The following is a 25,029-nucleotide window of genomic DNA, read 5'->3' on the forward strand; positions in this document are numbered from 1 at the left end:
GCCGGCTGTGAGAGGGACGGGAATGGAACCGACCGAGAGTGCCGCCCCGCACTCACGGCTGCGCCGGACGGCCGGCGCATGGCGCGGGTGGGCGACACGGACCGCGGATCGCCCGGGCACGGGCACCGGGCGGGACACCACGGACGGCGGCGGCGTACGACGCGACGGCGAGCCCGGCGCCGGGCTGCCCGACTCCGGACAGGAACGGCACCTCCACTGGCCCGCGTTGCCCGCTGCGGTGGTCGGGGCCGCCGCGTTCGTCCTCGGCGCCGGGTTCTACCGGGCCTTCACCGGCGGCCACGCCCTCTTCCCGTCCGGCACCGTCGGCTGGTCCCTGGCCGTGCTGACCGGCGTCATCGTCGGCCATCTGGTGGCCCTCGGCCGCGCCCGCTGGTGGGGCGGCACCGGCTCCGGCGCCGCCCTCACCCTCGCCGTCCTGCTGCTCTACGGCTGGGTGCCGGCCGGCATGGTCAGCCTCACCGTCGTCGTCCTGGTCGGCGTCGCCCGCCGCGGCAGCTGGCGCCAGGGCGTGCTGCACGGCGCGGTCGACATCCTCGGCATCGCCTCCGGCGCCCTGGTGCTGGCCGCGTTCGGCCGGGTGCCGAGCGTCGAGAGACCCTGGAGCCCCGACGCCTGGACGCCGTACACCGCGCCGGGTGTCGTCCTGGTCGCGGTCGCCTATCTCCTCGTCACCCGCGTCCTGCACTGGTATCTGCACGCCCCGCGCGGCGGCCTGCCCACCGTCGCCCGTACCGCCCTGGTCAGACAGGGCCTGGTCGCCGTCGCGCTGCTCGGCATCGCCCCGCTGGTGTGCGTGGTCGCCGTCGCCAAGCCCCTGCTGCTGCCGCTGTTCGCCATACCGCTCATCGCCCTGGACTCCACGCTGTGGATCGCCAGGGCCCGGGCGGAGGAGCAGCTGCGCGATCCGCTGACCGGGCTGCCGAACCGCCAGTGGCTGCAGGAGCGGATCTGGACCGCGCTGGACGACGCCGAACGCATCGGCGCCCGGTCCGCGCTCATGCTGATCGACCTCGACCGTTTCCGGTCGGTCAACGACACCCTGGGGCATCTCGCCGGTGACCGGCTGCTGTTGCAGATCGCCGACCGGCTGCGGCTCGCCCTGCCGCGCGGGGCGGAGGCCGCGCGGCTCGGGGGAGACGAGTTCGCCGTCCTGCTGCCCGTCGCCGACTCCACCACGTCCGCGACCCGCATCGCCCGCGGCCTGGTCGCCGCGCTCAGCTCACCGCTCGACCTGGACGGCCTCACCCTGGTGCTGGAGGCCAGCGCCGGGGTCGCCGTCTTCCCGGACCACGCGCTCGACGCCGAGGGGATGCTGCGCCGCGCGGACGTCGCCATGTACCAGGCGAAGCGGGACCGTACGGGCGTCGAGGTCTACGAGTCCAAGCGGGACTCCAACACCCCGGACCGGCTCGGCCTGCTCGGCGATCTGCGCCGCGCCCTGGACGCGCACGAGGTCGAGCTGCACTACCAGCCGAAGGTCCGCTTCGACGGACAGGTCGCCGGCCTCGAGGCCCTGGTCCGCTGGGTGCACCCCGAGCGCGGGAAGGTGCCGCCGGACGAGTTCATAGCGATAGCCGAGTCCTCGGGGCTGATGCCGCACCTCACCGAGTACGTCCTGGAGACCGCGCTCGGCCAGGTGGCGCGCTGGCGCTCGCAGGGCCTGTTCGTACCGGTCGCCGTCAACGTCTCCCCGCGCGACGTGCACACCCCCGGATTCGCCGGCTCCGTCGCCGCCCGCCTCGCCCGGCACGGCGTCCCGGCGGGGGCGCTCCAGCTGGAGATCACCGAGCACGTCCTGCTGGAGGACCCGACCCGCGCCGCCGACACCCTCGCCGCCCTCACCGGGCACGGCGTGAAGATGTCCCTCGACGACTTCGGAACCGGCTACTCCTCACTGGTGCATCTACGGCGGCTGCCGGTCAGCGAGCTGAAGATCGACCGCTCGTTCGTGGCCCGGCTCGCGGTGGACACCGAGGACGCGGAGATCGTGCGCTGCACGGTCGACCTCGCGCACTCCCTCGGCCTGCTCGTCGTCGCCGAGGGCGTCGAGGACGACGAGACCTGGGAGCGGCTGCGCGATCTGCGCTGCGACGCCGTCCAGGGCTGGCTGGTGGCGGCCGCCATGCCGCCCGAGGAGACGACGGCCTGGCTGCGGGCGCGCGGATCGCGCGGCTGGCAGCGTCCGAAGGCGGCGCTCCCGGCCGCCGAGTGACACGTCGGCGCCCTCGGTCCCGGGCGTGCCGCCGGCGCTGCCGGAAAGCTCCGCGACCGGACGTGGCGCTGCCGGCGTCCGCCGGTGCCGGTGCGCGGGAAACCGATGCACGGGCACGGCCCCCCGCCCCATAGGATTGGGCCAAACCGCCAAACCACACACACTCACCCCAGAGGATCGCTGCATGCCTGGCATCACGCGCGAGGAGGTCGCCCACCTCGCCCGGCTGGCGCGTCTGGAGCTGAAGCCCGAAGAGCTCGACCACTTCGCGGGACAGCTGGACGACATCATCGGCGCGGTCGCCCGCGTCAGTGAGGTCGCCGACCAAGACGTACCGCCGACCTCGCACCCGCTCCCGCTGACGAACGTCATGCGTGAGGACGAGGTCCGTCCCTCGCTCACCCCCGAGCAGGCGCTCTCCGGCGCCCCGGCCCAGGAGCAGCAGCGTTTCAAGGTGCCGCAGATCCTGGGGGAGGACTAAGAAGTCATGACGGACATCATCAAGCTCACCGCGGCCGAGACCGCCGAGAAGATCGCCTCCGGCGAGCTCACGGCCGTCCAGGTCACCGAGGCCCACCTGGCCCGGATCGAGGCCGTCGACGAGAAGGTGCACGCCTGCCTCCACGTCGACCGCGAGGGCGCGCTCGCGCAGGCCCGCGCCGTCGACGAGAAGCGGGAGCGCGGCGAGAAGCTGGGCCCGCTGGCCGGCGTCCCCCTCGCGCTGAAGGACATCTTCACCACCGAGGGCATCCCGACGACCGTCGGCTCGAAGATGCTCGAAGGCTGGATCCCGCCGTACGACGCGACGCTCACCAAGCGGCTGAAGGCCGCCGACGTGGTCATCCTCGGCAAGACCAACATGGACGAGTTCGCCATGGGGTCCTCCACCGAGAACAGCGCCTACGGCCCGACCGGCAACCCCTGGGACCTCACCAAGATCCCGGGCGGCTCCGGCGGCGGCTCGTCCGCCGCCCTGGCCTCCTTCCAGGCGCCGCTCGCCATCGGCACCGACACCGGCGGCTCCATCCGCCAGCCGGCCGCCGTCACCGGCACGGTCGGCGTCAAGCCGACGTACGGCGCGGTCTCCCGGTACGGCATGGTCGCCTTCTCCTCCTCCCTGGACCAGGGCGGGCCCTGCGCCCGTACGGTCCTGGACGCGGCCCTGCTGCACGAGGTCATCGCCGGGCACGACCCGATGGACTCCACCTCCATCGACGCCCCGGTCCCGCCGGTCGTGGAGGCCGCCCGCAACGGCAGCGTCCAGGGCATGCGCGTCGGCGTGGTCAAGCAGTTCCGCGGCGAGGGCTACCAGGCCGGCGTCATCCAGCGCTTCGACGAGTCCGTCGAACTGCTGAAGGAGCTCGGCGCCGAGATCGTCGAGCTGGACTGCCCGTCCTTCGACCTCGCGCTGTCGGCGTACTACCTGATCGCCCCGTCGGAGTGCTCCTCCAACCTCGCCCGCTTCGACGGCCTGCGCTACGGCCTTCGCGTCGGCGACGACGGCACGCACTCCGCGGAGGAGGTCACCTCCCTCACCCGTGAGGCCGGCTTCGGCCCCGAGGTGAAGCGCCGCATCATGCTCGGCACGTACGCCCTGTCGAGCGGCTACTACGACGCGTACTACGGCAGCGCCCAGAAGGTCCGCACGCTCATCACGCGCGACTTCGAGAAGGCCTTCGAGCAGGTCGACGTGATCGTCTCCCCGACGACCCCGACCACCGCCTTCCCGATCGGCGAGCGCGCCGACGACCCGATGGCGATGTACCTCGCCGACCTGTGCACCATCCCGACGAACCTCGCGGGCAACGCGGCCATGTCGCTGCCCTGCGGTCTGGCCCCGGAGGACAACCTCCCGGTCGGCCTGCAGATCATCGCCCCGGCCCTGAAGGACGACCGGCTCTACAAGGTCGGCGCGGCCGTCGAGGCGGCCTTCGTGGAAAAGTGGGGCCACCCGCTGATCGAGGAGGCTCCGTCGCTGTGAGCAAGGCAATGTCGAAGGCCAAGGGCTTCAAGAAGTCGAAGTCCGGGCTGTACCTGTCCATGGCCACCACCGCGTTCGGTGCGGTCAACGTCGTCAAGCAGGCCCGGAAGGCCCGCGTGGAGAGCGACACGCTGCGTCTGATCGACGCCGCCGTCTCCGCCACCGCGATCGTCACCGGCCTCGCCATCCTCTACCGCGAGCTGAAGCGGCTGGGCGACGACGACGTCCTGCTGGGCTGAGAGGGAAGTTTCACCGTGACCACCACGACCGACCTGGTGTCGTACGAGGACGCACTCGCGTCGTACGACCCCGTCATGGGCCTCGAGGTCCATGTCGAACTCGGCACCAAGACCAAGATGTTCTGCGGTTGCTCGACCGCGCTCGGCCAGGACGCCAACACGCAGACCTGCCCGGTCTGCCTCGGCCTGCCCGGCGCGCTCCCGGTCGTCAACGCGACCGGTGTCGAGTCCGCCATCAAGATCGGCCTCGCGCTGAACTGCGAGATCGCCGAATGGTGCCGCTTCGCCCGGAAGAACTACTTCTATCCGGACATGCCGAAGAACTTCCAGACCTCCCAGTACGACGAGCCGATCGCCTTCGACGGCTACCTCGACGTGCAGCTGGAGGACGGGGAGACCTTCCGCGTCGAGATCGAGCGCGCCCACATGGAGGAGGACACCGGCAAGTCGACGCACGTCGGCGGCGCCACCGGCCGTATCCACGGCGCGTCCCACTCCCTGCTGGACTACAACCGCGCCGGCATCCCGCTCATCGAGATCGTCACCAAGCCGATCGAGGGCGCCGGCGAACGCGCCCCCGAGGTCGCGAAGGCGTACGTCCGTGAGCTGCGCGAGGTCATCAAGGCGCTCGGTGTCTCCGAGGCCCGGATGGAGATGGGCCAGATGCGCTGCGACGTGAACCTGTCGCTGCGCCCGCACGGCACCGAGAAGTTCGGCACCCGTTCGGAGACGAAGAACGTCAACTCGCTGCGGTCCGTGGAGCGCGCGGCCCGTTTCGAGATCCAGCGGCACGCGGCCGTGCTGTCGTCCGGCGGCACGATCGTGCAGGAGACCCGGCACTTCCACGAGGACACGGGGTCCACGACCTCGGGGCGTGTGAAGGAGGAGGCCGAGGACTACCGGTACTTCCCCGAGCCGGACCTGGTGCCGGTGGCTCCCTCGCGCGAGTGGGTCGAGGAGATCCGCGCCGGGCTGCCGGAGCTTCCGCTGGCCCGCCGCAACCGGCTCCGCGAGGAGTGGGGCATCTCGGCCACCGACATGCAGGCGATCCTCAACGCCGGCGCGCTGGACCTGATCGTCGCCACGATCGACGCGGGTGCCGACGCGGCCTCCGCCCGCAAGTGGTGGATGGGCGAGCTGGCCCGCAGCGCCAACGAGTCGGGCAAGGCGCTGGACGAGCTGTCCATCACGCCCGAGCAGGTCGCCCGGGTCACCGAGCTCGTCGCGAAGGGTGACCTGAACGACAAGCTGGCCCGTCAGGTCATCGAGGGCGTCCTCGCGGGCGAGGGCACCCCGGACGAGGTCGTCGACAAGCGCGGTCTGAAGGTCGTCTCCGACGAGGGCGCCCTCGGTGCCGCCGTCGACGAGGCCATCGCCGGCAACCCGGGCATCGCCGACAAGATCCGCTCCGGCAAGGTCGCCGCGGCCGGCGCCCTGGTCGGCGCGGTCATGAAGGCCACCCGCGGCCAGGCCGACGCGGCCCGCGTCAAGGAACTCATCCTGGAGAAGCTGGGCGCCGGCGAGGGCTGAGCCCGCGGCAGGACACCCCGAGGGGGGACGCACCGGATGCCGGTGCGTCCCCCCTCGTCGTCACAGGCGGCGCCCCACCAGGCGGACGAAGCCCAGCGTGCGGCCCTCGTCCCGGCGGACCATCTCGGCGACCTGGCGGGCCATCGTGCGGTGGAACTCCTCCGGGCTCTCCTCGGCGACGACCTCGCACCACAGCAGCCAGTCCCGCCAGCCGTCGTCCAGCCAGTCGGCGGCCTCGACCTCCACGGCACCACTGCGGGTCCAGTGGCGCCGCCACCAGCCGGCGCTGTGGAAGCACCAGTACGCGGGCTCCCAGTACGGCCGCAGATGCTCCGGCGGCTCCACGCCGTCCAGCTCCTCGCGCAGAGCGGGGACGACCACGCCGATCCGGCCGCCGGGGCTCAGCAGCCGGGTGAGCGTGGGCAGGTAGAGGTCGTCGGTGCCGAAATACTGGTAGGCGTCGATGCTGACGATCGTGTCGAAGCAGCCCTCGGCGAACGGCAGGTCGTGCGCCTCCGCCTTCACGGGCAGCACCCGGTCGGCGAAGCCGGCCTCGGCGACCCGGCGGGCGTTGTCGTCGGGCTCGATCCACAGGTCGGCGGCGGTGACCTGAGCGTCGTACTCCCTGGCCAGGAAGACGGAGGTCATGGCACGGCCGCAGCCCAGATCGAGGACGCGGGCGCCGGGGCGCAGGGCGTCCAGGCCGAGGGCGGGGGCCAGCCACTCCAGCAGCCAGAGCGCGTTCGGCCCCATCTGGTTGTCGATCACCCAGCGGGGGTCGTAGTGGCCGGAGCGCGGATAGCGGGGGTGGGTCAGCCGTGCGGCGAGGTGCTCACTCGGGGTGTGCGGGGTGTGGTCCGGCATGGGTGGATGGGCTCCTTGGGTCCGGGGCAGCGGAAAGGATACGGAGGAGCCCGGCCGGGCGCTCAGAATAAGTTCCCGGTGCGCGGGGGCACTTCTGTGAGAGGCGCCACCTGCGACGACGCAAACGCCGTTACTTTCCTGTGACCTTCCTCCTATTGCTGTGAACAACCCCACGATCGGGGCAAACGATCATTTTCTGATGCAAGGGTTGTCTCACATCGCTCATGCGTTCTTTGCGGGCTGTTCACTTCATGAACGACTGTTCCCGGTCAAAGATCCACACATCGTCCCCCTGGGAGCACGTTCGTGGCAGCTCTTGCACGCTGGTGTGTCCAACGCCGCCTCGTCGCCGTACTGCTCTGGCTCCTCGCCTTCGGCGGGGTGACCGCGGCCGCCGCCGTCACGGGCTCCGCGTACTCCAACGACTACGAGGTCCCCGGCACCGAGTCGGGCCGCGCCACCCAGCTGCTGCAGGACGGCTTCCGCGGACTCGGCGGTGACAGCGACACCGTCGTGTGGCACACCGAGTCGGGCACCGTCCGCGCCGGCGCCGTCGAGCAGACCATGACGCGCACCCTGGACGACATCGCCCACCTGCCCGGCGTCGCGTCCGTGGACAACCCCTACGACAAGCAGGGCCCCGCCCGGATCAGCGAGGACGGGCACACCGCGTACGCCACCGTGACCTTCGACGCCGGCGCCGAGCACCTCGACGCGGGCGAGGCCCGTACCGTCGTGGACACGGCGAAGGCCGCCGCGACCGACGATCTCCAGGTCGAACTCGGCGGGTCCGCCGTCGCGCTCACCGAGTCGCCGGGCGGGCACACCGCCGAGATCGTCGGTGTGGCCGTCGCCGCCGTCGTGCTCTTCCTCGCCTTCGGCTCGCTCGCCGCCTCGCTGCTGCCCATCGCCACCGCCCTGGTGAGCGTCGGCACCGCCTACGCGGGCATCGCGCTCCTCGGGCACGCCATGACGGTCGCCGACTTCGCCCCCATGCTCGGCATGCTGATCGGGCTCGGTGTCGGCATCGACTACGCCCTGTTCATCGTCACCAGACACCGGCGGGGGCTCAAACGCGGCCTGCCCGTGGCCGAGTCGATCACCAACGCCGTGGCGACCACCGGGCGCGCGGTGGTGTTCGCGGGCGCCACGGTGTGCATCGCCCTGCTCGGCATGCTCATCCTGCGGCTGAGCTTCCTCAACGGCGTGGCGATCGCCGCGTCCCTCACCGTCGTCCTCACCGTCGCCGCGTCCGTCACCCTGCTGCCCGCCCTGCTGTCCCTCATCGGCATGCGCGCCCTCAGCCGCCGCGAGCGGCGCCGGCTCGCCGAGCGCGGCCCCCAGCCCGAACTGCCCACCGGGCTCGCCGCCCGCTGGTCCGCGTTCGTCGAACGGCACCCCAAGGCGCTCGGCGCGATCGCCCTCGCCGTCATCACGGTCCTCGCGCTGCCCACCCTGGGCCTGCGCCTGGGCACCTCCGACCAGGGCAACAACCCGGCGACCTCCACCACCCGCCAGGCCTACGACCTCCTCGCCGACGGCTTCGGCCCCGGCGTCAACGGGCCGCTGACCCTCGTCACCGAGGTCCACGGCGCCGAGGACAAGCTCGCCCTGGACAGCCTCGACGCCACCCTGCGCGCCACCGAGGGCGTCGCCTCGGTGACCCCGGTGACGTACAACGCGCACAGCGACACCGCCTACCTCACCGTGCTTCCCGAGTCCTCCCCGCAGTCCCAGCGGACCAGCGACCTCGTGGACCGGCTGCGCGACGAGGTCCTGCCGCGCGCCGAGACCGGCACCGCCCTCGACATACAGGTGGGCGGTATGACGGCCGGCTACGACGACTTCGCCGACGTGATCGTCGGCAAGCTCCCGCTGTTCGTGGGGGTCGTCATCAGCCTGGGCTGTCTGCTGCTCCTGCTCGCCTTCCGCTCGGTCGGCATCCCGCTCAAGGCCGCCGCGATGAACGTGGCCGCCGTCGCCGCCGCCTTCGGCGTGGTCGTCGCGGTCTTCCAGTGGGGGTGGGGGAGCGAGCTGCTGGGGCTGGGCCGGGCCGGCCCGATCGAGCCCTTCCTCCCCGTGATCATGGTGTCCGTCCTCTTCGGGCTCTCCATGGACTACCAGGTCTTCCTGGTCAGCCGGATGTACGAGGAGTGGCTGGAGACCGGCGACAACCGGCGGGCCGTACGCATCGGCCTCGCCGAGACCAGCCGGGTGATCAACTCCGCCGCGGTCATCATGATCTCGGTGTTCCTCGCCTTCGTCCTCAGCGGCGACCGCGTGATCGCCATGTTCGGCATCGCCCTCGCGGCGGCCGTCGCCCTGGACGCCTTCGTACTGCGCACCCTCCTCGTCCCCGCCCTGATGCATCTGCTCGGCGGTGCCAACTGGTGGCTGCCCCGCTGGCTCGACAAGCGCATGCCCCGCATCAGCATCGAACCGCCCGAGTGCCGTGCCGCCCATGAGACGCTCACCGACGTCGTGGCGGAACTGGAGAAGGAGCAACGGGGCGATGTACGCGATATCCCTGGGTGACGACGGAGCCGAGCTGAGGCCGCTGGAACCGTGGCACGCGGAGGAGTTCCTGGCCCATCTGGAGCGGGGCCGGGAGTTCATCGGACGGTTCATCCCGTTCGGCTCGGCCGTCACCGACCCGGTGTCCGCCCGCGAGACCCTCCAGCGCTACGCCGACCTGCGCGCCGCCGACAAGGCGTCGTACCACGGCATCTGGCTGGACGGACGGCTCGTCGGCGGCGTCCTCACCCTGAACTTCGACGCCGCCGCCGGGGTCTGCGAGGTCGGCTGCTGGCTGGAACCCGCGGCGACCGGGCGCGGCCTCGTCACCCGGGCCATGCGGCCCCTCATCGACTGGGCCGTCGAGGAACGCGGCATCCACCGCGTCGAATGGGTGGCCGCCGCCGGGAACACCTCCAGCCTGAACGTCGCCCGCCGCCTCGGGATGACCCGGGACGGCGTACGCCGGCAGGCCCACCTCTATGGTGGGGTGCGCCACGACCTGGAACTGTGGTCGATCCTCGCCCCGGAGTGGCGCGAAGCACGCGTGCGCACCGCGCACAGCGATCATTAAGACACCTCTCAGGAAGCGTCCGTACGGTGCCAGACATGGGAACGAAGACAGTGGACGAGACCGTGACCCCGGCCAAGGCCGACGACGAGAACGTGGACGTCACCGAGACGACCGAGGCCCCGGCCGAGGCCGTCACCGGCGACGAGAGCGAGGAGGTGGCCGCCGAGGCGACGGAAGCGGCGCCCTCCTTCGTCGGCCAGGGCGCCGCCGCGGTGGTCTCCGCCGCCCTCGGCCTCGTGTCCCTGACCGGCGGCTGGATCGGCACCGTCGCCGCCGCCCGCCAGACGCTCATCGGCCAGTTGGAGACCCGCTCCGACGCCGCCGTCGCCACCCAGATCCAGGCGGTCTACGGCGACGCCTGGCAGGCCTCCGCGCTGTTCGCCGGCCTGTTCGCGGTGGTCGCGCTGATCGTCGGCGTCGTGGCGCTGGCCCGGCCCGCGTTCGGCGCTCCCGGCCTGCCGCAGCCCGCCTGGATCAAGTCGGTCGCCTGGGGCGGTGTCGCCCTCGGCGTCATCGGCCTGCTGCTGGCCGTCCTGAAGTACACCGACGCCCTGCTCGGCCTGCCCTCCGCCGGCTGAGACACCGCGCACCGCGCCGATCGGAGCGGGATCAGCGCAGATCAGAGGGGCCTCAGAGCCGCCGTAAGCACCTTAGACGGCGGCCTGAGGCCCCTCAGCCGTGTCTAAGGCACCCACCGGCCCGGCAAGATGCGGCACTCTCCCGATGTGGCGGACCCCCCTGGGAGACGAAGGTTGAGGCATCGCAGGAAGCGATGACAACCAGGACCCACCAGGGGGAAACCACCATGTTCGACCACTTCGAGCACGAGATGCACCACCTCCGCACCGACGAACTGATCCGCCAGGCCGAGCACCAGCGCCTGGTCCGCGAGGCCGTCCGGGTCCGCCGCGCCCAGCGCCGCGCCGCCCAGCGCCCCGCACGGAACGCGGAGGACACGCCCTCGCCCAGCGCCCGCCCCGGCCGGCACGGCACCGCACGCGCCGCGTGAGGCCGCGGGACACCGGATCCGGGGACGGCCCCCGGAAAACCGGTGCCGCGCCGACCGCGCCGCGTGCGATGCTCGGGCCCGTGGAGAGCCGCTCCGTAAGTCCCGTGTTCGTCGGCCGCACCACCGAGTTGGAGACGTTGGACGACGCGCTCGCCCGTGCCACCGCGGGCGAGCCGCAGGCTTTGGTCATCGGCGGCGAGGCGGGCGTCGGCAAGACCCGCCTCGTCGAGGAGTTCGCCGGCGCCGCCGCCCGCGCGGGCGCCGTCGTCGCCCTCGGCGGCTGCGTCGAGATCGGCGCCGACGGCCTTCCGTTCGCCCCCTTCTCCACCGCGCTGCGCGCCCTGCGCCGGCAACTGCCCGACGAGCTGGCCGCGGCCGCCGCCGGACAGGAGGACGAACTGGCCCGGCTGCTGCCCGAGGTCGGCGAGACCCCCGCCGTCCTCGGCGCGGACCGCTCCGGCGAGGAGGGCATGGCCCGCCTCTTCGAACTCACCGCCCGCCTCCTGGAACGCCTCGCCGCCCACCGCACCGTCGTCGTCGCCCTGGAGGACCTGCACTGGGCCGACGCCTCCACCCGCCACCTGCTGACCTACCTCTTCCGCACCCTGCGCACCGGCCGCCTCGTCGTCCTCGCCACCTACCGCTCCGACGACATCCACCGCCGTCACCCGCTGCGCCCCCTCCTCGCCGAACTCGACCGGCTGCGCACCGTCCGCCGTATCGAGCTCGGCCGCTTCACCCGCGACGAGGTCGGCTGCCAGATCGCCGGCATCCTCGCCCGCGAACCCGACCCGGCCCAGGTCGACGCGATCTTCGAACGCTCCGACGGGAACGCCTTCTTCGTCGAGGAACTCGCCGTCGCCACCCACGAGGGCGGCTGCACCGGCCTCACCGACTCCCTGCGCGACCTCCTCCTCGTCCGTGTCGAACGGCTGCCCGAGAGCGCCCAGCGGATCGCCCGGCTCGTCGCCGAGGGCGGCTCCACCGTCGAGTACCGGCTGCTCGCCGCCGTCGCCGACCTCGCCGAGGACGATCTGATCGAGGCGCTGCGGGCCGCCGTCAACGCCAGCATCCTCACCGTCGCGCCCGGCGACGACGGCTACCGCTTCCGGCACTCCCTGGTCCGCGAGGCCGTCGCCGACGACCTGCTGCCCGGCGAACGCTCCCGCCTCAACCGCCGCTACGCCGAAGCCCTCGAAGCCGACCCGACGCTCGTCCCGGCCGGCGAACGCGTCATGCGGCTGGCCAGCTACTGGTACCACGCCCACGACCCGGCCAAGGCCCTGCCCGCCGTCCTGGACGCCTCCGTCACCGCCCGCCGCCGGCGCGCCCACTCCGAACAGCTCCGGCTGCTGGAACGCGCGATGGAACTCTGGGACGCCACCCCCGCCGGCATCCGCGCCACCCTGCGCCCCGTCGACTACACCGAGGCCTATCCGCCGCCGCTGGCCGAGCGGCGCGGCGAGGCCCACGACCCCGCCCCCACCCCGCTGCGCTATCTCGACCTGATGGCCGAGGCGGCGGTCGCCGGGCGGCGCTGCGGGGAACGCGAACGCGCCCTGAAGATCACCAAGCGGGCCCTGCACCTGCTGGAGGAGGAGCAGGACCCGCTGCGCGCCGCCTGGTTCTGGATCCAGCGCTCCCGGCTGATGCAGGCCCTGGCCCGCGGCGACGGCTGGAAGGAGATCGGTACCGCCCAGGACCTGGTGCGCGGACTGCCGCCGTCCGAGGTGCACGCCGAGGTGCTGGCCACCGCCGCCAACTGGTCCATGCTGCGCGACCCCGGCCCCGACGCCGTGTCCGCGGCCGAACGGGCCGTGGAGTACGCGCGCATGGTGGGCGCCGAGGACATCGAGCTGAACGCCCGCCTCACCCTCGGCGGACTCATGGTCGAAGCCGGCGAGAGCGTCGGTCTCGCCCAGATGTACGAGGTCAAGGAAGCCGTCCTGGCCCGGGGCCTGACCGCGGTCGTGGGCCGCAGCCATACGAACCTGCCGTCCGCCCTGGAGGCCGTCGGCCGCTCCGCGGAGGCCGTGGCCATCCTGCGCGAGGGCCTGCGGCTCACCCAGGAGTGGGGTCTGCGCGACTCCGAGGCCTGGGTGTGGGTCAACCTCGCCGAGTCCCTGACGACCCTGGGCCGTTGGGACGAGGCGGCCGAGGCCGCCGTGAGCGCCCAGCGCACCAGCCAGTCCGCCAAGCCGCGCGGCGGCGCCGCCAACCGCCTGGCCCAGCTCGCGCTCGGACGCGGCGAGACCGCCGAGGCCGCCCGCCATCTCGCCGCCGCCCGCGCCTCCTACGGCACCCACGACCCGATGCCCCAGCACAACCTCCCCATGTCCCACCTCGCCCTGGAGATCGCCGCCGCCGAGGGCCGTCTCCTCGACGCCCGCGCCGAGGCCGACCGGGCCCTCGACGCCGGCTTCCCGCCCGGCACCCAGCGCTACGCCTGGCCGCTGCTGCTGGCCGCCGCCGTCGCCGAGTCCGAGGCCCGCGCCCTCCCGCCGCCGGACGGGCCCGAGGCACGCCTCGCCTATCTGCGCCGCCTCTTCGACGCCGTACGCACCCTCGCCACGGGCTCGCCCGTGTGGCGCGCCCACGAGCGGTGGACCCGCGCCGAGCTCGACCGGGCCGAGGACCACACCGACCCCGGCACCTGGTCCGACGTCGTCACCGCCTTCGAGGCCCTGGAACGCCCCTACGACCTCGCCCGGGTCCGCCTGCGCCTGGCCGAGGCGCTGCTGACCGCGGGCGGAGACGACGAGCGCGCCCGCGCCACGGAACTGCTCCGGCTCACCCGGGCCACCGCCGACCACCTGGGCGCCCGCCCCCTCGCCGACGCCACGACCCTGCTGGCCCAGCGGGCCCGCCTCAGCCTGACCACGGCCCCGCCCGCCGCCGACCCGGCCGACACCCTCGGCCTCACCAGCCGCGAGCGCGATGTGCTGCGCCTGGTCTCCGCGGGCCGCACCAACCGCCAGATCGCCGAGGAACTCTTCATCTCCCCGAAGACCGCCAGCGTCCATGTGTCGAACATCCTGGCCAAGCTCGGTGTCTCCGGCCGGGGCGAGGCGGCCGCCGTGGCGCACCGGATGGGGCTGTTCCCCCTGGAGACGCTCGGCTCCGGAACGCACGCCTGAGGCATACGCTGAGAAGGACGCCGGCCGTGGGAGGTCCTGTGTTCAACCCGTTCGAGGAACTCTTCGCACCGGGCCGCAAGCACACCCGCGACGAACAGAAGCGCCTGGAGCTGAGCCGCGAGGACGTCGGCGACAACGACCCCGGACGCGGCCCCATAGACCTCGCCTCCGGGAAGGTGGTCATACGGGTCACGGAGACGTCCGACGAGGAGGACGGCGCCGACGAGCCCCAGGATCAGGACCGGGCCCCCGGCCGGAGGCTCAGCTCACCTTGAGCTCCAGGATGCGGTCGTCGCCGGCCTTGGGGTCGCCCCGCCCGTCGGTGTTGCTCGTCACCAGCCACAGCCTGTCACCGCCCGCCGCCACGACCGTCCGCAGCCGGCCGTACTCCTCCTTCAGGAAGGGCTGCGGGTCGGCCGACGCCTCGGTGCCGCCCAGCGGGACGCGCCACAGGGTCCGTCCTCTCAGCCCCGCCATCCACAGGGAGCCCTCGGCGTGGGCCAGCCCGCTGGGGGAGGCCTCGTCGGTGGCCCACTGGGCGAGCGGACTGTGGAAGGCGTCGTCGTCGGTGCGGCCCTCCGCCTCGGGCCAGCCGTAGTTGTCGCCCGGCTTGATCGCGTTCAGTTCGTCCCAGGTGTCCTGGCCGAACTCCGAGGCGAACAGCCGCTGTTCACGGTCCCAGGCGAGCCCCTGCACATTGCGGTGGCCGTACGAGTACACCGGGGAGTCCGGGAAGGGGTTGCCCGGCGCCGGCTCGCCCTCCGGGGTCATCCGCAGGATCTTGCCGCCCAGCGACTTCTTGTCCTGCGACAGACCGGTGTCACCGCTCTCGCCCGTGCCCGCGTAGAGCATCCGGTCGGGGCCGAAGGCGATCCGGCCGCCGTTGTGGATGAAGCCCTTGGGTATGCCCTTGAAGATCGTGTCCGGTGCGCCCAGCTGCTGTCCGGCGGGCCGCTTCTCGTCGTAGAGCATCCGCACGACGCGGTTGTCCGAGGCCGAGGTGAAGTAGGCGTAGATCATGTGGTCCGCGGCGAAGTCCGGGGACAGGGCGATGCCCATCAGCCCGCCCTCGCCGGCCGGCGACACCCCGGGCACCTGGCCCAGCTCGGTCTTCTTCCCGGTCTTCGTGTCGATCCGGGTGATCGTGGCCTCGTCGCGAGAGGAGACCAGCAGGTCGCCGCCCGGGATCGGGGCGAGACCCCAGGGGGTCTTCAGGCCCTCGGCGACCGTGCGCACCACGGAGACGGAGCCCTTCGCGGGCGGTGTCGCGGTCGCCCGGGCGCTCGGCGACGTCTCCGAGCCGGCGGTGGCGGTCGGTCTCGCCCCTCCGTTCTTCTCCGGCGCGTCACCGTCGCCGGACGAACATCCGGCCGTCAGCAGGAGTGCGGCCGCGGCCAACACGGCCGACACAGCTCGACGTTGCACGATCACGGTCCCTTCGACGCGGCGGGTCTCACTCTTCATACACCGCCCGGGCCCCACGGGTTCCCGATCTCCGCTCACGGATCTCGGATCACGGGTCCGGATCTCCGGTCAGGGGACACGCGGCCCGGTCCGGCCGGGCAGCGGGACCGCCGTCAGTCCCAGGATCCCCGTGCCCGGGGCAGCTCCGCCACCTCGGCCAGGTCCTCGCACGTCAGCCGCAGCGCCTCGGCCCGCGCGTTCTCCGCCGCCCACCGCTCCCGCTTGGCACCCGGCACCGGCACCACGTGCCGCCCCTGCGCCAGCACCCAGGCGAGCGCCACCTGCGCCGGTGTGACCCCCTCGCCGTGCCGGGCGGCGATTCGGCGCAGCCCCACCACGATCGGCTGGTTCGCCGCCATCATCTCGGCGGTGAAGCGAGGGTGCCGGGCCCGCACGTCGTCCGGCTCGAAGCCCTGGCCCGGGGTCAGGGTGCCGGTCAGAAAGCCGTTGCCCAGCGGCATCGCGGCCAGGAAGCCGATCCCGCGGGCCTCGCACCACGGCAGCAGCGTCTCCAGTGCCTCGGGCGACCACACGGACAGCTCGGCCTGCACCGCGCTCACGGGGAAGACCTGCTGCACCCGCTGCAGCTGGCGGATCGTGGCGTCGTGCAGCCGTGCGCCGGAACGCCGGCCGCCGCGGGCGCCGACCGCGCACAGCCCCAGCGCCCGCACCTTGCCGGCCTGCACCAGCTCCGCCATCGCGCCCCACGTCTCCTCGACGGGTATCTCCGGGTCGGCGCGATGCAGTTGGTACAGGTCGATGACGTCGGTCTGCAGCCGGCGCAGCGAGGCGTCGCACGCCCGCTTCACATAGCCGGGGCGGCCGTTGGCCACGATGTGCTGCTCGCCCACGAGCAGACCGACCTTCGTCGACACGAAGGCGTCCGGCCGCCGCTCCTTCAACACCCGCCCCACCAGCAGTTCGTTGGTGAACGGGCCGTACATGTCGGCGGTGTCCAGCAGCGTCGCGCCCAGATCGAGCGCGCGGTGCACGGTTCTGAGGGACTCCTCGCCGCGCTGCCGCGACGAGCTGTAGGCCCAGCTCATCGGCATGCACCCGAGTCCGACGGCTCCCACCGCGAGTGCGCCCGCGCCGATCGTCCTGCGCTCCACCTGGCCGTAACCCTCCCTCTTCCGGCACCCCAACCTAACCTCTGCACTCCAGTTCGCCTGACATAGCCTCCAGACATGACTGCTGACGTGTGGCTCCCCCTCCGTCCCGACGAGATCGAGGGCCTTCCCGCAGGTCCCGCGTACCGCTTCTGGGACGGCGCCGAGGACTATCCCGCCGACCCCGCGGACTGCGCCTTCTACGTCGTGCCGTACATGAAGCCGTCCCCGGTCGGGCAGCGGCCCCTGCCGGAGATGACCGCCGTCGAGGTCGTGCAGACGCTGTCCGCCGGCACCGACCACGTGGAGCCGGGTCTGCGGCATCTGCGACCCGGCGTGCGACTGTGCAACGCGCGCGGGGTGCACGAGGCGAGCACCTCCGAGCTCACGCTCGCGCTGATCCTCGCGTCCCTGCGCGGCATCCCCGACTTCGTGCGCGCGCAGGACAAGGGGGAGTGGCGCGGTGGTTTCCGCCCGGCGCTCGCCGACAGAAACGTTCTGATCGTGGGATACGGCTCGATCGGCGCCGCCATCGAGGACCGGCTCGTCCCCTTCGAGGTGGCGCGGGTGGCGCGCGTCGCGCGCTCGGCGCGCACCACGGCGCGCGGCCCTGTGCATCCACTCACCGATCTGTCCGCGCTGCTGCCCGACGCGGACGTCGTCATCCTGTCCACGCCCCTCACGGACGAGACCCGGCACCTGGTCGACGCCTCCTTCCTCGCCCGGATGAAGGACGGCGCCCTGCTGGTCAACGTGGCCCGCGGCGGCGTCGTGGACACCAAGGCCCTGCTGGCCGAGCTGGAGACCGGTCGCATCACCGCGGCCCTGGACGTCACCGACCCCGAGCCGCTTCCGCCGGCGCACGCCCTCTGGCGCGCCCCCGGCGTTCTGATCAGCCCGCACGTCGGCGGACCCACCTCCGCGTTCCTGCCGCGCGCGAAGCGGTTGCTGGTGGACCAGTTGACTCGTTGGGTGAACCGGGAGCCCTTGCGGAACGTGATCCTTACGACGGGCGCGAACCCCGCGTGACGCCCACCGGCCGACCACGCGCGGGGTGACGCGCGCGCCGCCACGCAACAAGCCGGAAATCCGCTTCGAGTACCGTCCGCAACCCTTCGGAGACGGTCCGTACGCGCATATGCGCTGGTCGTCACGGAGAGTAGAGGTGCTATGTCCCTGAGTGACGAGACTGGTGTATCGTCCGGACAGGGGCTGCGCCGTGCACCGTTCGGCGCCGGGGACGGACAGACCAGATGTGTGAGGGGGGCGACGGGCGATGCACGGCCTATGGACGATCGATCCGACGCGGCGGGGCCGCCGACGGCGACCCTGGAGGACGGCCGCCCGCGGACGCGGCCACGAGGATGGTCACGGCTGCCGTCACGGCCGCCATCACGGTGGGCCCGGCGGCAGGAGGCGGCAGACCCGCCCGGCCCACCCGGACCCACGGGACCCGCGAGCGGCGCACACAGGAGGAGACCGGTGAGCTCGCCGCCGCCCTCCCCGACACGCGTCGACGGAGTGCGGAACCGGCGCCTGCCGCGGCCGACCCTGCCCCACCGCCCCCTGCTCGGCGGCTCGGCGCTCGTCCAGCAGGTCGCGCTGGCCCTGGTGTGCGCGGCCTACGCCGTCGGGTCCGCGCTCGGCTGGGGCTCGGGCCGACTCGCGCTGATCATGGGCGACTTCGGGCTGGCCGCCGCCGCCGCGGTCGCCGCAGTCTCCTGCTTCCGGTACGCCCGCAGCCGCCGGATCCGCTTCCGGCCCGCCTGGCTGCTGTTCGCGCTCTCCTCGGCTATGGCCGCCCTCGGCAATCTGGTCTGGGGGTGGTACGAGGTCGTCCTGGAGCGGCCCGTGCCGAGTCCCTCGTACGCCGACGGGTTCTTCCTGTGCTTCGCCCCGCCCGCCATCGTCGGTCTCCTGGTGCTCGCCAAGCGGCCCGTGACCAAGGCCGGCTGGGTCTGCCTCGGGCTGGACGCCTGGCTGATCGGCGGCTCGCTGCTGACGCTGGCCTGGAGCCTCGCCCTCGCCCAGGCCGCCAAGTCCGAAGGGCCCGGCGTGGCGCACACCGCGCTCTCGCTCGCCTATCCGCTGCTGGACATCGCCCTGGTCAGCATGGTGCTCGCCCTGCACTTCCGGCGCTCCTCGGCCAACCGCACCGCGGTCAACACCGCGATCGGCGCGCTCGCCCTGACCGTCATGTGCGACGCCCTGTTCACCTCGCCGCTGTTCCACCACTCGTACCAGTCCGGCCAGTTGCTCGACGCCGGCTGGTTCGCCGGCTCCCTGCTCCTCGCCTACGCGCCCTGGGCGGCGCCCCGGCGCGGGAAGGACGACGCAGGGCGGCAGGACGACGGGGGGCACTCCCGCGTGGTCCACGAGCACCTGCCCGGCCAGCGCGGCGCCGGCCACCACCACCCGGCCCCGCAGCAGGGCGACCAGCCCCGGTACCCGCTGACCCGGCCGATCGCCGGTTCCCTGGCCGCGCTCACGCCCTACCTCGCGGCCGCCGTCTGCACCCTGGGCATCCTGTACAACGTCCTCAACGGCCGGAGCGTCGACCAGGTGGTGCTCATCACCGGCGGCACCGTGGTGCTCGCCCTCGTCGTGCGCCAGGGCATCATGCTGCTCGACAACATCACCCTCACCCAGGAACTGGCCCAGAAGGAGAACCACTTCCGCTCCCTGGTGCAGGGCTCCAGCGACGTCATCATGATCGCCGCGCCCAACGGCATCCTGCGGTACGTCTCCCCGGCCGCCGCCGGCGTCTACGGCCGCTCGGCCGAGGAGCTGGTCGGCTCGGAGCTGGCCGGCCTGATCCACCCGGAGGACCTGGGCTGCGTGGTGCACGAGGTGCGCCGCTTCCTCGCCACCAGCCCGCTGGAGGAACCCACCACCCGCATCGAGTGCCGGTTCCGCTCGGGCGACGGCGGCTGGCTCAACGTCGAGTCGACGGTCAACCGGCACCACGGCGGGCTGATCTTCAACAGCCGGGACGTCACCGAGCGGGTCCGCCTCCAGGCCCAGCTCCAGCACAACGCCGAGCACGACCCGCTCACCGACCTGCCCAACCGCGCCCTGTTCACCAAGCGCGTCCAGCAGGCCCTGTCCGGCCGCCGCGCCACCGACCGGGGCGTCGCCCTGCGCAACACGGCCGTGCTCTTCATCGACCTCGACGGCTTCAAGGGCGTCAACGACACGATCGGACACCAGGCCGGGGACGAGCTGCTCGTCCAGGCCGCCCGCAGACTCCAGGACGCGGTCCGCGGCGGGGACATCGCCTCGCGGCTGGGCGGCGACGAGTTCGCGGCCCTGATCACCGGGGACGGCACACGCGACCGTACCGCCCGGGAAGGACACATCCTGGAGCTCGCCGACCGCCTCAGGGTGACGCTGTCCCAGCCCTACCTCATCGACGGCAACGATGTCCGCGTCAACGCCTCCATCGGCGTCGCCTTCGCCGAACCTGGCCTCGGCGCGGGCGAGTTGCTGCGCAACGCCGACCTGGCCATGTACCGGGCGAAGGCGGGCGGCAAGGGCCGCGTCGAGCTGTACAAGCCGCAGATGCAGCAGGACGTCGTCCGCAAGGCGGAGCTGGCCACGCGTCTGCGGGCCGCGCTCCACGACGGCGAGTTCGCGCTGCTGCACCAGCCGGTGGTGTGCCTGGAGACCGGCCGGATCACCTCGGTCGCCACCCAGGCGCGCTGGCGGTCCTCGCAGGGCGTGCTGTTCACCCCCGCCGAGTTCCTGCGGGTGGCCGAGGACAGCGACAAGACCGCCGAGCTCGGCCGCTGGATGCTGGAGGAGGCCGTCGAGCAGGCCGCCGAGCGCACCGCGACCGGACACGCCGTCCCCGTCGCCGTACGGGTGGGTGCGCGCCGCCTGCTCGACCGGTCGATGCCCCTCGGCTCCGTGGAGACGCTCCTGACCCGGTACGGGCTGCCGTCCGGGTCGCTCGTCATCGAGCTGGCCGACCTCGACCCGCGGATCTCGCTGGACGAGCTGGAGCGCCGGCTCAGCGGGCTGCGCCGGCTCGGCGTCCGGATCGCCCTCGACGGTTTCGGCAGCGGCTACGCGGCCATCACCGCCCTGCGCCGGCTCCCCGTCGACGTGCTCAAGCTCGACCGGGGCCTGGTCGAGGGCGTCGTCGAGTCCGCCCGGCTGCACAAGATCACCGGCGGGCTGCTCCGGATCGCGTCCGACCTCGGGCTCCAGTCGGTGGCCGACGGGGTGGACCTCCCCGAACAGGTGGTCGCGCTGCGCTCCATGGGCTGCACCCATGGACAGGGCATGGCCTTCTCCGGTCCGCTGGACGAGTACCGGCTGCGCCGGGCGCTCACCGCCGGCCACTACCCGGTGCCGAACGGCGCCGTCGAACCGGCGTTCGTGGGCAGTGCGCGGGAGCCCGCCGACCGGGGGACGGGCAGGTACACCGGAGGGGTTCCGGCCGTTCTCGGCGGCGGGACGGGGCTCCGCTCACATAATGAGACTCCCGTCCCACCCACTTGACACCGGGTGCGCGCCGGGGGGAGGGTCAGTGCCATGCGCACCCGAATTCTCGTACTTGGAAAGCGCGTCGGCTGAAGCTGGTGACGTCCGGACCGACCCGGAATCCCAGCGACCCACACCCGGCGCGCTCCCCTCGCTTGCCTTATGGCACGAGGGGTTTTTTGTTGCACCAGCACCTGTGATGCAACGCCGACACTCCGCCCAAACCTCGCAAAAACCCTCAGCATCGAGAAGAGAATGCCGATGACCGAGCAGGCCTCCGGGGCTCACCCACAGCCCCGGCCCCGATCCGGAGGACAGCAGTCCATGCCCGAGCACGTCACGGGTGCGCAGTCCCTCATCCGCTCGCTCGAGGAGGTCGGCGCCGACACCGTGTTCGGCATCCCCGGGGGCACGATCCTGCCGGCCTACGACCCACTGATGGACTCCACCCGGGTGCGCCACGTGCTGGTCCGCCACGAGCAGGGCGCGGGCCACGCGGCCACCGGCTACGCGCAGGCCACCGGCAAGGTCGGGGTGTGCATGGCGACGTCGGGTCCCGGCGCCACCAACCTGGTCACCCCGATCGCCGACGCGCACATGGACTCCGTGCCGCTCGTCGCGATCACCGGCCAGGTCGTGTCCAAGGCGATCGGCACGGACGCCTTCCAGGAGGCGGACATCGTCGGCATCACCATGCCGATCACCAAGCACAGCTTCCTCGTCACCAAGGCGGAGGACATCCCGCGGACCATCGCGCAGGCGTTCCACATCGCCTCCACCGGCCGCCCCGGACCCGTCCTGGTCGACATCCCCAAGGACATCCTCCAGTCGAGGACCACCTTCACCTGGCCGCCCGTCATGGACCTGCCCGGCTACCGGCCCGTCACCAAGCCGCACGCCAAGCAGATCCGCGAGGCCGCCAAGCTCATCACCTCCGCGAAGCGCCCCGTTCTCTACGTCGGCGGCGGCGTCCTCAAGGCCGGCGCCACCGCCGAGCTGAAGGTCCTCGCGGAACTCACCGGAGCGCCCGTCACCACCACCCTGATGGCGCTCGGCGCATTCCCCGACAGCCACCCGCTGCACGTGGGCATGCCGGGCATGCACGGTTCGGTCACCGCCGTCACCGCGCTGCAGAAGGCCGACCTGATCGTCGCCCTCGGAGCCCGCTTCGACGACCGCGTCACCGGCAAGCTGGACAGCTTCGCCCCGTACGCCAAGATCGTCCACGCCGACATCGACCCCGCCGAGATCGGCAAGAACCGCGCCGCCGACGTGCCGATCGTCGGTGACGCGCGCGAGGTCATCGCCGACCTCGTCCAGGCCGTCCAGAAGGAGCACGCCGAGGGCCACCAGGGCGACTACACCGCCTGGTGGAAGGACCTCAGCCGCTGGCGCGACACCTACCCGCTCGGCTACGACCTGCCCGAGGACGGCTCGCTCTCCCCGCAGCAGGTCATCGAGCGGATCGGCCGGCTCGCCCCGGAGAACACCGTCTTCGCGGCGGGCGTCGGCCAGCACCAGATGTGGGCCGCGCACTTCGTCCAGTACGAGAAGCCCGCCACCTGGCTGAACTCCGGCGGCGCCGGGACGATGGGCTACGCGGTGCCGGCCGCCATGGGCGCCAAGGCCGGCGTCCCGGACCGGACCGTCTGGGCGATCGACGGCGACGGCTGCTTCCAGATGACCAATCAGGAGCTCACCACCTGCGCCCTGAACAACATCCCGATCAAGGTCGCCATCATCAACAACGGCGCCCTCGGGATGGTCCGCCAGTGGCAGACCCTGTTCTACAACCAGCGCTACTCCAACACCGTGCTGCACTCCGGCCCGGACGACGTCAACCCGCAGGCCAAGGGCACCCGCGTGCCGGACTTCGTCAAGCTGGCCGAGGCCATGGGCTGCGTGGGCCTGCGCTGCGAGTCGCCGGACGAGCTCGACAAGGTGATCGAGGAGGCGAACTCCATCAACGACCGCCCCGTCGTCGTCGACTTCATCGTCCACGAGGACGCCATGGTGTGGCCGATGGTCGCCGCCGGCACCTCCAACGACGAGATCATGGCCGCCCGGGACGTCCGCCCCGACTTCGGCGACAACGAAGACGACTGAGCGAGAGAGACGTAAAAGATCATGTCCAAGCACACGCTCTCCGTCCTGGTGGAGAACACGCCGGGCATCCTGGCCCGGATCGCCGCCCTGTTCTCCCGGCGCGGCTTCAACATCGACTCGCTCGCGGTCGGTGTCACCGAGCACCCCGACATCTCCCGCATCACGATCGTCGTCAGCGTCGAGGACTTCCCGCTGGAGCAGGTGACGAAGCAGCTCAACAAGCTCGTCAACGTGCTGAAGATCGTCGAGCTGGAGCCCGGTTCCGCCGTTCAGCGTGAACTCGTTCTGGTGAAGGTCCGCGCCGACAACGAGACCCGCTCCCAGATCGTCGAGATCGTCCAGCTGTTCCGCGCCAAGACCGTCGACGTCTCCCCGGAGGCCGTCACGATCGAGGCCACCGGCTCCAGCGACAAGCTGGAGGCCATGCTGAAGATGCTGGAGCCGTTCGGCATCAAGGAGCTCGTCCAGTCCGGCACGATCGCCATCGGCCGCGGCGCCCGTTCGATCACGGACCGGTCGCTGCGCGCCCTGGACCGGTCGGCGTAGGACGCCGTTCGGGCGGCCGGGCGAATCCGGCCGCCCGCATTCCGAGACCCCGAGACCTCCCTCACCCCCACCGTCATACGGTGGGACGCAACACCTGCACCCAAGGAGAGAACCCAAAGTGGCCGAGCTGTTCTACGACGCCGACGCCGACCTGTCCATCATCCAGGGCCGCAAGGGCGCGGTCATCGGGTACGGCAGCCAGGGCCACGCCCACGCGCTGTCGCTCCGTGACTCGGGTGTCGACGTCCGTGTCGGTCTGCACGAGGGCTCCAAGTCCAAGGCGAAGGCCGAGGAGCAGGGCCTGCGCGTGGTGACCCCCGCCGAGGCCGCCGCCGAGGCCGACGTCATCATGATCCTCGTCCCGGACCCGATCCAGGGCCAGGTCTACGAGGAGCACATCGCCCCGAACCTGAAGGACGGCGACGCCCTGTTCTTCGGTCACGGCTTCAACATCCGCTTCGGCTTCATCAAGCCCCCGGCCGGCGTGGACGTCTGCATGGTCGCCCCCAAGGGCCCGGGCCACCTGGTGCGCCGTCAGTACGAGGAGGGCCGCGGCGTCCCGTGCATCGCGGCCGTCGAGCAGGACGCCTCCGGCAACGCCTTCGCGCTCGCCCTGTCGTACGCCAAGGGCATCGGCGGCACCCGCGCCGGCGTCATCAAGACCACCTTCACCGAGGAGACCGAGACCGACCTGTTCGGTGAGCAGGCCGTCCTCTGCGGCGGCACCGCCGCCCTGGTCAAGGCGGGCTTCGAGACGCTGACCGAGGCCGGCTACCAGCCGGAGATCGCGTACTTCGAGTGCCTGCACGAGCTGAAGCTGATCGTGGACCTCATGTACGAGGGCGGCCTGGAGAAGATGCGCTGGTCGATCTCCGAGACCGCCGAGTGGGGCGACTACGTCACCGGCCCGCGGATCATCACCGACGCCACCAAGGCGGAGATGAAGAAGGTCCTCGGCGAGATCCAGGACGGCACCTTCGCGCAGCAGTGGATGGACGAGTACCACGGCGGCCTGAAGAAGTACAACGAGTACAAGCAGCAGGACTCCGAGCACCTGCTGGAGACCACCGGCAAGGAGCTGCGCAAGCTCATGAGCTGGGTGAACGAGGAGGCGTAAGCCTCGTGCCGACAGGGTCGGAGCAGCTGCTCCGACCCTGTTGTCCATCTCGTCCAACCACGGACGAGTGATCCTTCCGCGGGGGCGTGAGACCGCCTCCGTCACGGCACTACACTGC

General features: G+C 72.1%; 19 protein-coding genes. 16 read left to right on the forward strand and 3 right to left on the reverse strand.

Annotated features, from left to right (window positions below; genetic code table 11):
• The first annotated feature begins 22 nt into the window (after window positions 1-22).
• From DC008_RS24635 to gatB, 5 genes are all read left to right on the forward strand, one after another.
• On the forward strand, window positions 23-2,233 hold the full coding sequence (locus DC008_RS24635) for a putative bifunctional diguanylate cyclase/phosphodiesterase (protein WP_108708823.1): 2,211 nt from the start codon (window positions 23-25) through the stop codon (window positions 2,231-2,233).
• Between the two features lie 184 nt (window positions 2,234-2,417).
• Entirely contained in the window at window positions 2,418-2,714 is a 297-nt protein-coding gene (gene gatC / locus DC008_RS24640) for an Asp-tRNA(Asn)/Glu-tRNA(Gln) amidotransferase subunit GatC (RefSeq protein WP_019754397.1), read from the forward strand.
• Window positions 2,715-2,720: 6 nt separating this feature from the next.
• Window positions 2,721-4,214: an Asp-tRNA(Asn)/Glu-tRNA(Gln) amidotransferase subunit GatA gene (gatA, locus tag DC008_RS24645; RefSeq protein WP_108708824.1), complete on the forward strand. Its 1,494-nt coding sequence runs from the start codon at window positions 2,721-2,723 to the stop codon at window positions 4,212-4,214.
• Complete coding sequence (locus DC008_RS24650; RefSeq protein WP_079033834.1) at window positions 4,211-4,453, forward strand: hypothetical protein; 243 nt, start codon at window positions 4,211-4,213, stop codon at window positions 4,451-4,453. Before gatA ends, DC008_RS24650 begins: the two co-directional genes overlap by 4 nt.
• A 15-nt stretch (window positions 4,454-4,468) precedes the next feature.
• Window positions 4,469-5,983, forward strand: coding sequence for an Asp-tRNA(Asn)/Glu-tRNA(Gln) amidotransferase subunit GatB (gene gatB / locus DC008_RS24655; RefSeq protein WP_108708825.1), 1,515 nt, complete (start codon window positions 4,469-4,471; stop codon window positions 5,981-5,983).
• A 60-nt stretch (window positions 5,984-6,043) separates the two neighbouring features.
• On the opposite strand, the gene DC008_RS24660 is transcribed toward gatB, so the two are convergent.
• Window positions 6,044-6,847, reverse strand: a complete 804-nt coding sequence (locus DC008_RS24660; RefSeq protein WP_108708826.1) for an SAM-dependent methyltransferase — start codon at window positions 6,845-6,847, stop codon at window positions 6,044-6,046.
• 306 nt (window positions 6,848-7,153) lie between these two features.
• Between DC008_RS24660 and DC008_RS24665 the strand changes: the two genes are divergently transcribed.
• The 6 genes from DC008_RS24665 (at window position 7,154) to DC008_RS24690 (ending at window position 14,356) form a co-directional block, all read left to right on the forward strand.
• Window positions 7,154-9,382, forward strand: a complete 2,229-nt coding sequence (locus DC008_RS24665; protein ID WP_108708827.1) for an MMPL family transporter — start codon at window positions 7,154-7,156, stop codon at window positions 9,380-9,382.
• Entirely contained in the window at window positions 9,360-9,935 is a 576-nt protein-coding gene (locus DC008_RS24670) for a GNAT family N-acetyltransferase (RefSeq protein WP_108708828.1), read from the forward strand. The genes DC008_RS24665 and DC008_RS24670 overlap by 23 nt, the downstream gene beginning before the upstream one ends.
• A 35-nt stretch (window positions 9,936-9,970) precedes the next feature.
• Window positions 9,971-10,513 (forward strand): hypothetical protein, encoded by a 543-nt coding sequence (locus tag DC008_RS24675; protein ID WP_108708829.1) that lies wholly within the window; start codon window positions 9,971-9,973, stop codon window positions 10,511-10,513.
• Window positions 10,514-10,707: 194 nt separating this feature from the next.
• Window positions 10,708-10,944, forward strand: a complete 237-nt coding sequence (locus tag DC008_RS24680) for a hypothetical protein (protein ID WP_244221411.1) — start codon at window positions 10,708-10,710, stop codon at window positions 10,942-10,944.
• Between the two features lie 68 nt (window positions 10,945-11,012).
• Window positions 11,013-14,081: a helix-turn-helix transcriptional regulator gene (locus DC008_RS36285; protein ID WP_108708831.1), complete on the forward strand. Its 3,069-nt coding sequence runs from the start codon at window positions 11,013-11,015 to the stop codon at window positions 14,079-14,081.
• Window positions 14,082-14,119: 38 nt separating this feature from the next.
• Entirely contained in the window at window positions 14,120-14,356 is a 237-nt protein-coding gene (locus DC008_RS24690; protein WP_108708832.1) for a DUF6191 domain-containing protein, read from the forward strand.
• Here DC008_RS24690 and DC008_RS24695 read toward each other — a convergent pair.
• Both DC008_RS24695 and DC008_RS24700 read right to left on the reverse strand, forming a co-directional pair.
• Window positions 14,343-15,545, reverse strand: coding sequence for a PQQ-dependent sugar dehydrogenase (locus DC008_RS24695; RefSeq protein WP_108708833.1), 1,203 nt, complete (start codon window positions 15,543-15,545; stop codon window positions 14,343-14,345). The two genes, DC008_RS24690 and DC008_RS24695, sit on opposite strands and share 14 nt — an antisense overlap.
• Before the next feature lie 113 nt (window positions 15,546-15,658).
• A complete protein-coding gene (locus DC008_RS24700) occupies window positions 15,659-16,657 on the reverse strand; it encodes an aldo/keto reductase (protein ID WP_108708834.1) in 999 nt (332 codons plus the stop codon).
• A gap of 75 nt (window positions 16,658-16,732) precedes the next feature.
• On the opposite strand from DC008_RS24700, the gene DC008_RS24705 reads away from it, so the two are divergent.
• The 5 genes from DC008_RS24705 (at window position 16,733) to ilvC (ending at window position 24,911) form a co-directional block, all read left to right on the forward strand.
• Window positions 16,733-17,683, forward strand: coding sequence for a 2-hydroxyacid dehydrogenase (locus DC008_RS24705; protein ID WP_108708835.1), 951 nt, complete (start codon window positions 16,733-16,735; stop codon window positions 17,681-17,683).
• A gap of 453 nt (window positions 17,684-18,136) precedes the next feature.
• Window positions 18,137-21,160 carry a putative bifunctional diguanylate cyclase/phosphodiesterase gene (locus tag DC008_RS24710; RefSeq protein ID WP_164492364.1) on the forward strand — a complete coding sequence of 1,008 codons (3,024 nt, stop codon included), beginning with the start codon at window positions 18,137-18,139 and terminating at the stop codon, window positions 21,158-21,160.
• A gap of 243 nt (window positions 21,161-21,403) precedes the next feature.
• Entirely contained in the window at window positions 21,404-23,248 is a 1,845-nt protein-coding gene (locus DC008_RS24715) for an acetolactate synthase large subunit (RefSeq protein WP_108710840.1), read from the forward strand.
• 21 nt (window positions 23,249-23,269) lie between these two features.
• Window positions 23,270-23,794: an acetolactate synthase small subunit gene (ilvN, locus tag DC008_RS24720; protein WP_055624315.1), complete on the forward strand. Its 525-nt coding sequence runs from the start codon at window positions 23,270-23,272 to the stop codon at window positions 23,792-23,794.
• A 118-nt stretch (window positions 23,795-23,912) separates the two neighbouring features.
• A complete protein-coding gene (gene ilvC / locus DC008_RS24725; protein WP_108708837.1) occupies window positions 23,913-24,911 on the forward strand; it encodes a ketol-acid reductoisomerase in 999 nt (332 codons plus the stop codon).
• The last annotated feature ends 118 nt before the right edge of the window (window positions 24,912-25,029 follow it).

It is taken from the genome of Streptomyces nigra, from assembly GCF_003074055.1.
Classification (GTDB): Bacteria; Actinomycetota; Actinomycetes; order Streptomycetales; family Streptomycetaceae; genus Streptomyces; species Streptomyces nigra.

Excerpts from the sequence above, each read along its gene's own strand:
- DC008_RS24715 (WP_108710840.1), top strand. The coding sequence starts at position 21,404 with ATGACCGAGCAGGCCTCCGGGGCTCACCCACAGCCCCGGCCCCGATCC.
- DC008_RS36285 (WP_108708831.1), top strand. The coding sequence starts at position 11,013 with ATGCTCGGGCCCGTGGAGAGCCGCTCCGTAAGTCCCGTGTTCGTCGGC.
- DC008_RS24705 (WP_108708835.1), top strand. The coding sequence starts at position 16,733 with ATGACTGCTGACGTGTGGCTCCCCCTCCGTCCCGACGAGATCGAGGGC.
- DC008_RS24675 (WP_108708829.1), top strand. The coding sequence starts at position 9,971 with ATGGGAACGAAGACAGTGGACGAGACCGTGACCCCGGCCAAGGCCGAC.
- DC008_RS24660 (WP_108708826.1), bottom strand. The coding sequence starts at position 6,847 with ATGCCGGACCACACCCCGCACACCCCGAGTGAGCACCTCGCCGCACGG.
- DC008_RS24670 (WP_108708828.1), top strand. The coding sequence starts at position 9,360 with ATGTACGCGATATCCCTGGGTGACGACGGAGCCGAGCTGAGGCCGCTG.
- gatA (WP_108708824.1), top strand. The coding sequence starts at position 2,721 with ATGACGGACATCATCAAGCTCACCGCGGCCGAGACCGCCGAGAAGATC.
- gatC (WP_019754397.1), top strand. The coding sequence starts at position 2,418 with ATGCCTGGCATCACGCGCGAGGAGGTCGCCCACCTCGCCCGGCTGGCG.
- DC008_RS24635 (WP_108708823.1), top strand. The coding sequence starts at position 23 with ATGGAACCGACCGAGAGTGCCGCCCCGCACTCACGGCTGCGCCGGACG.
- DC008_RS24680 (WP_244221411.1), top strand. The coding sequence starts at position 10,708 with ATGACAACCAGGACCCACCAGGGGGAAACCACCATGTTCGACCACTTC.
- DC008_RS24695 (WP_108708833.1), bottom strand. The coding sequence starts at position 15,545 with ATGAAGAGTGAGACCCGCCGCGTCGAAGGGACCGTGATCGTGCAACGT.
- ilvN (WP_055624315.1), top strand. The coding sequence starts at position 23,270 with ATGTCCAAGCACACGCTCTCCGTCCTGGTGGAGAACACGCCGGGCATC.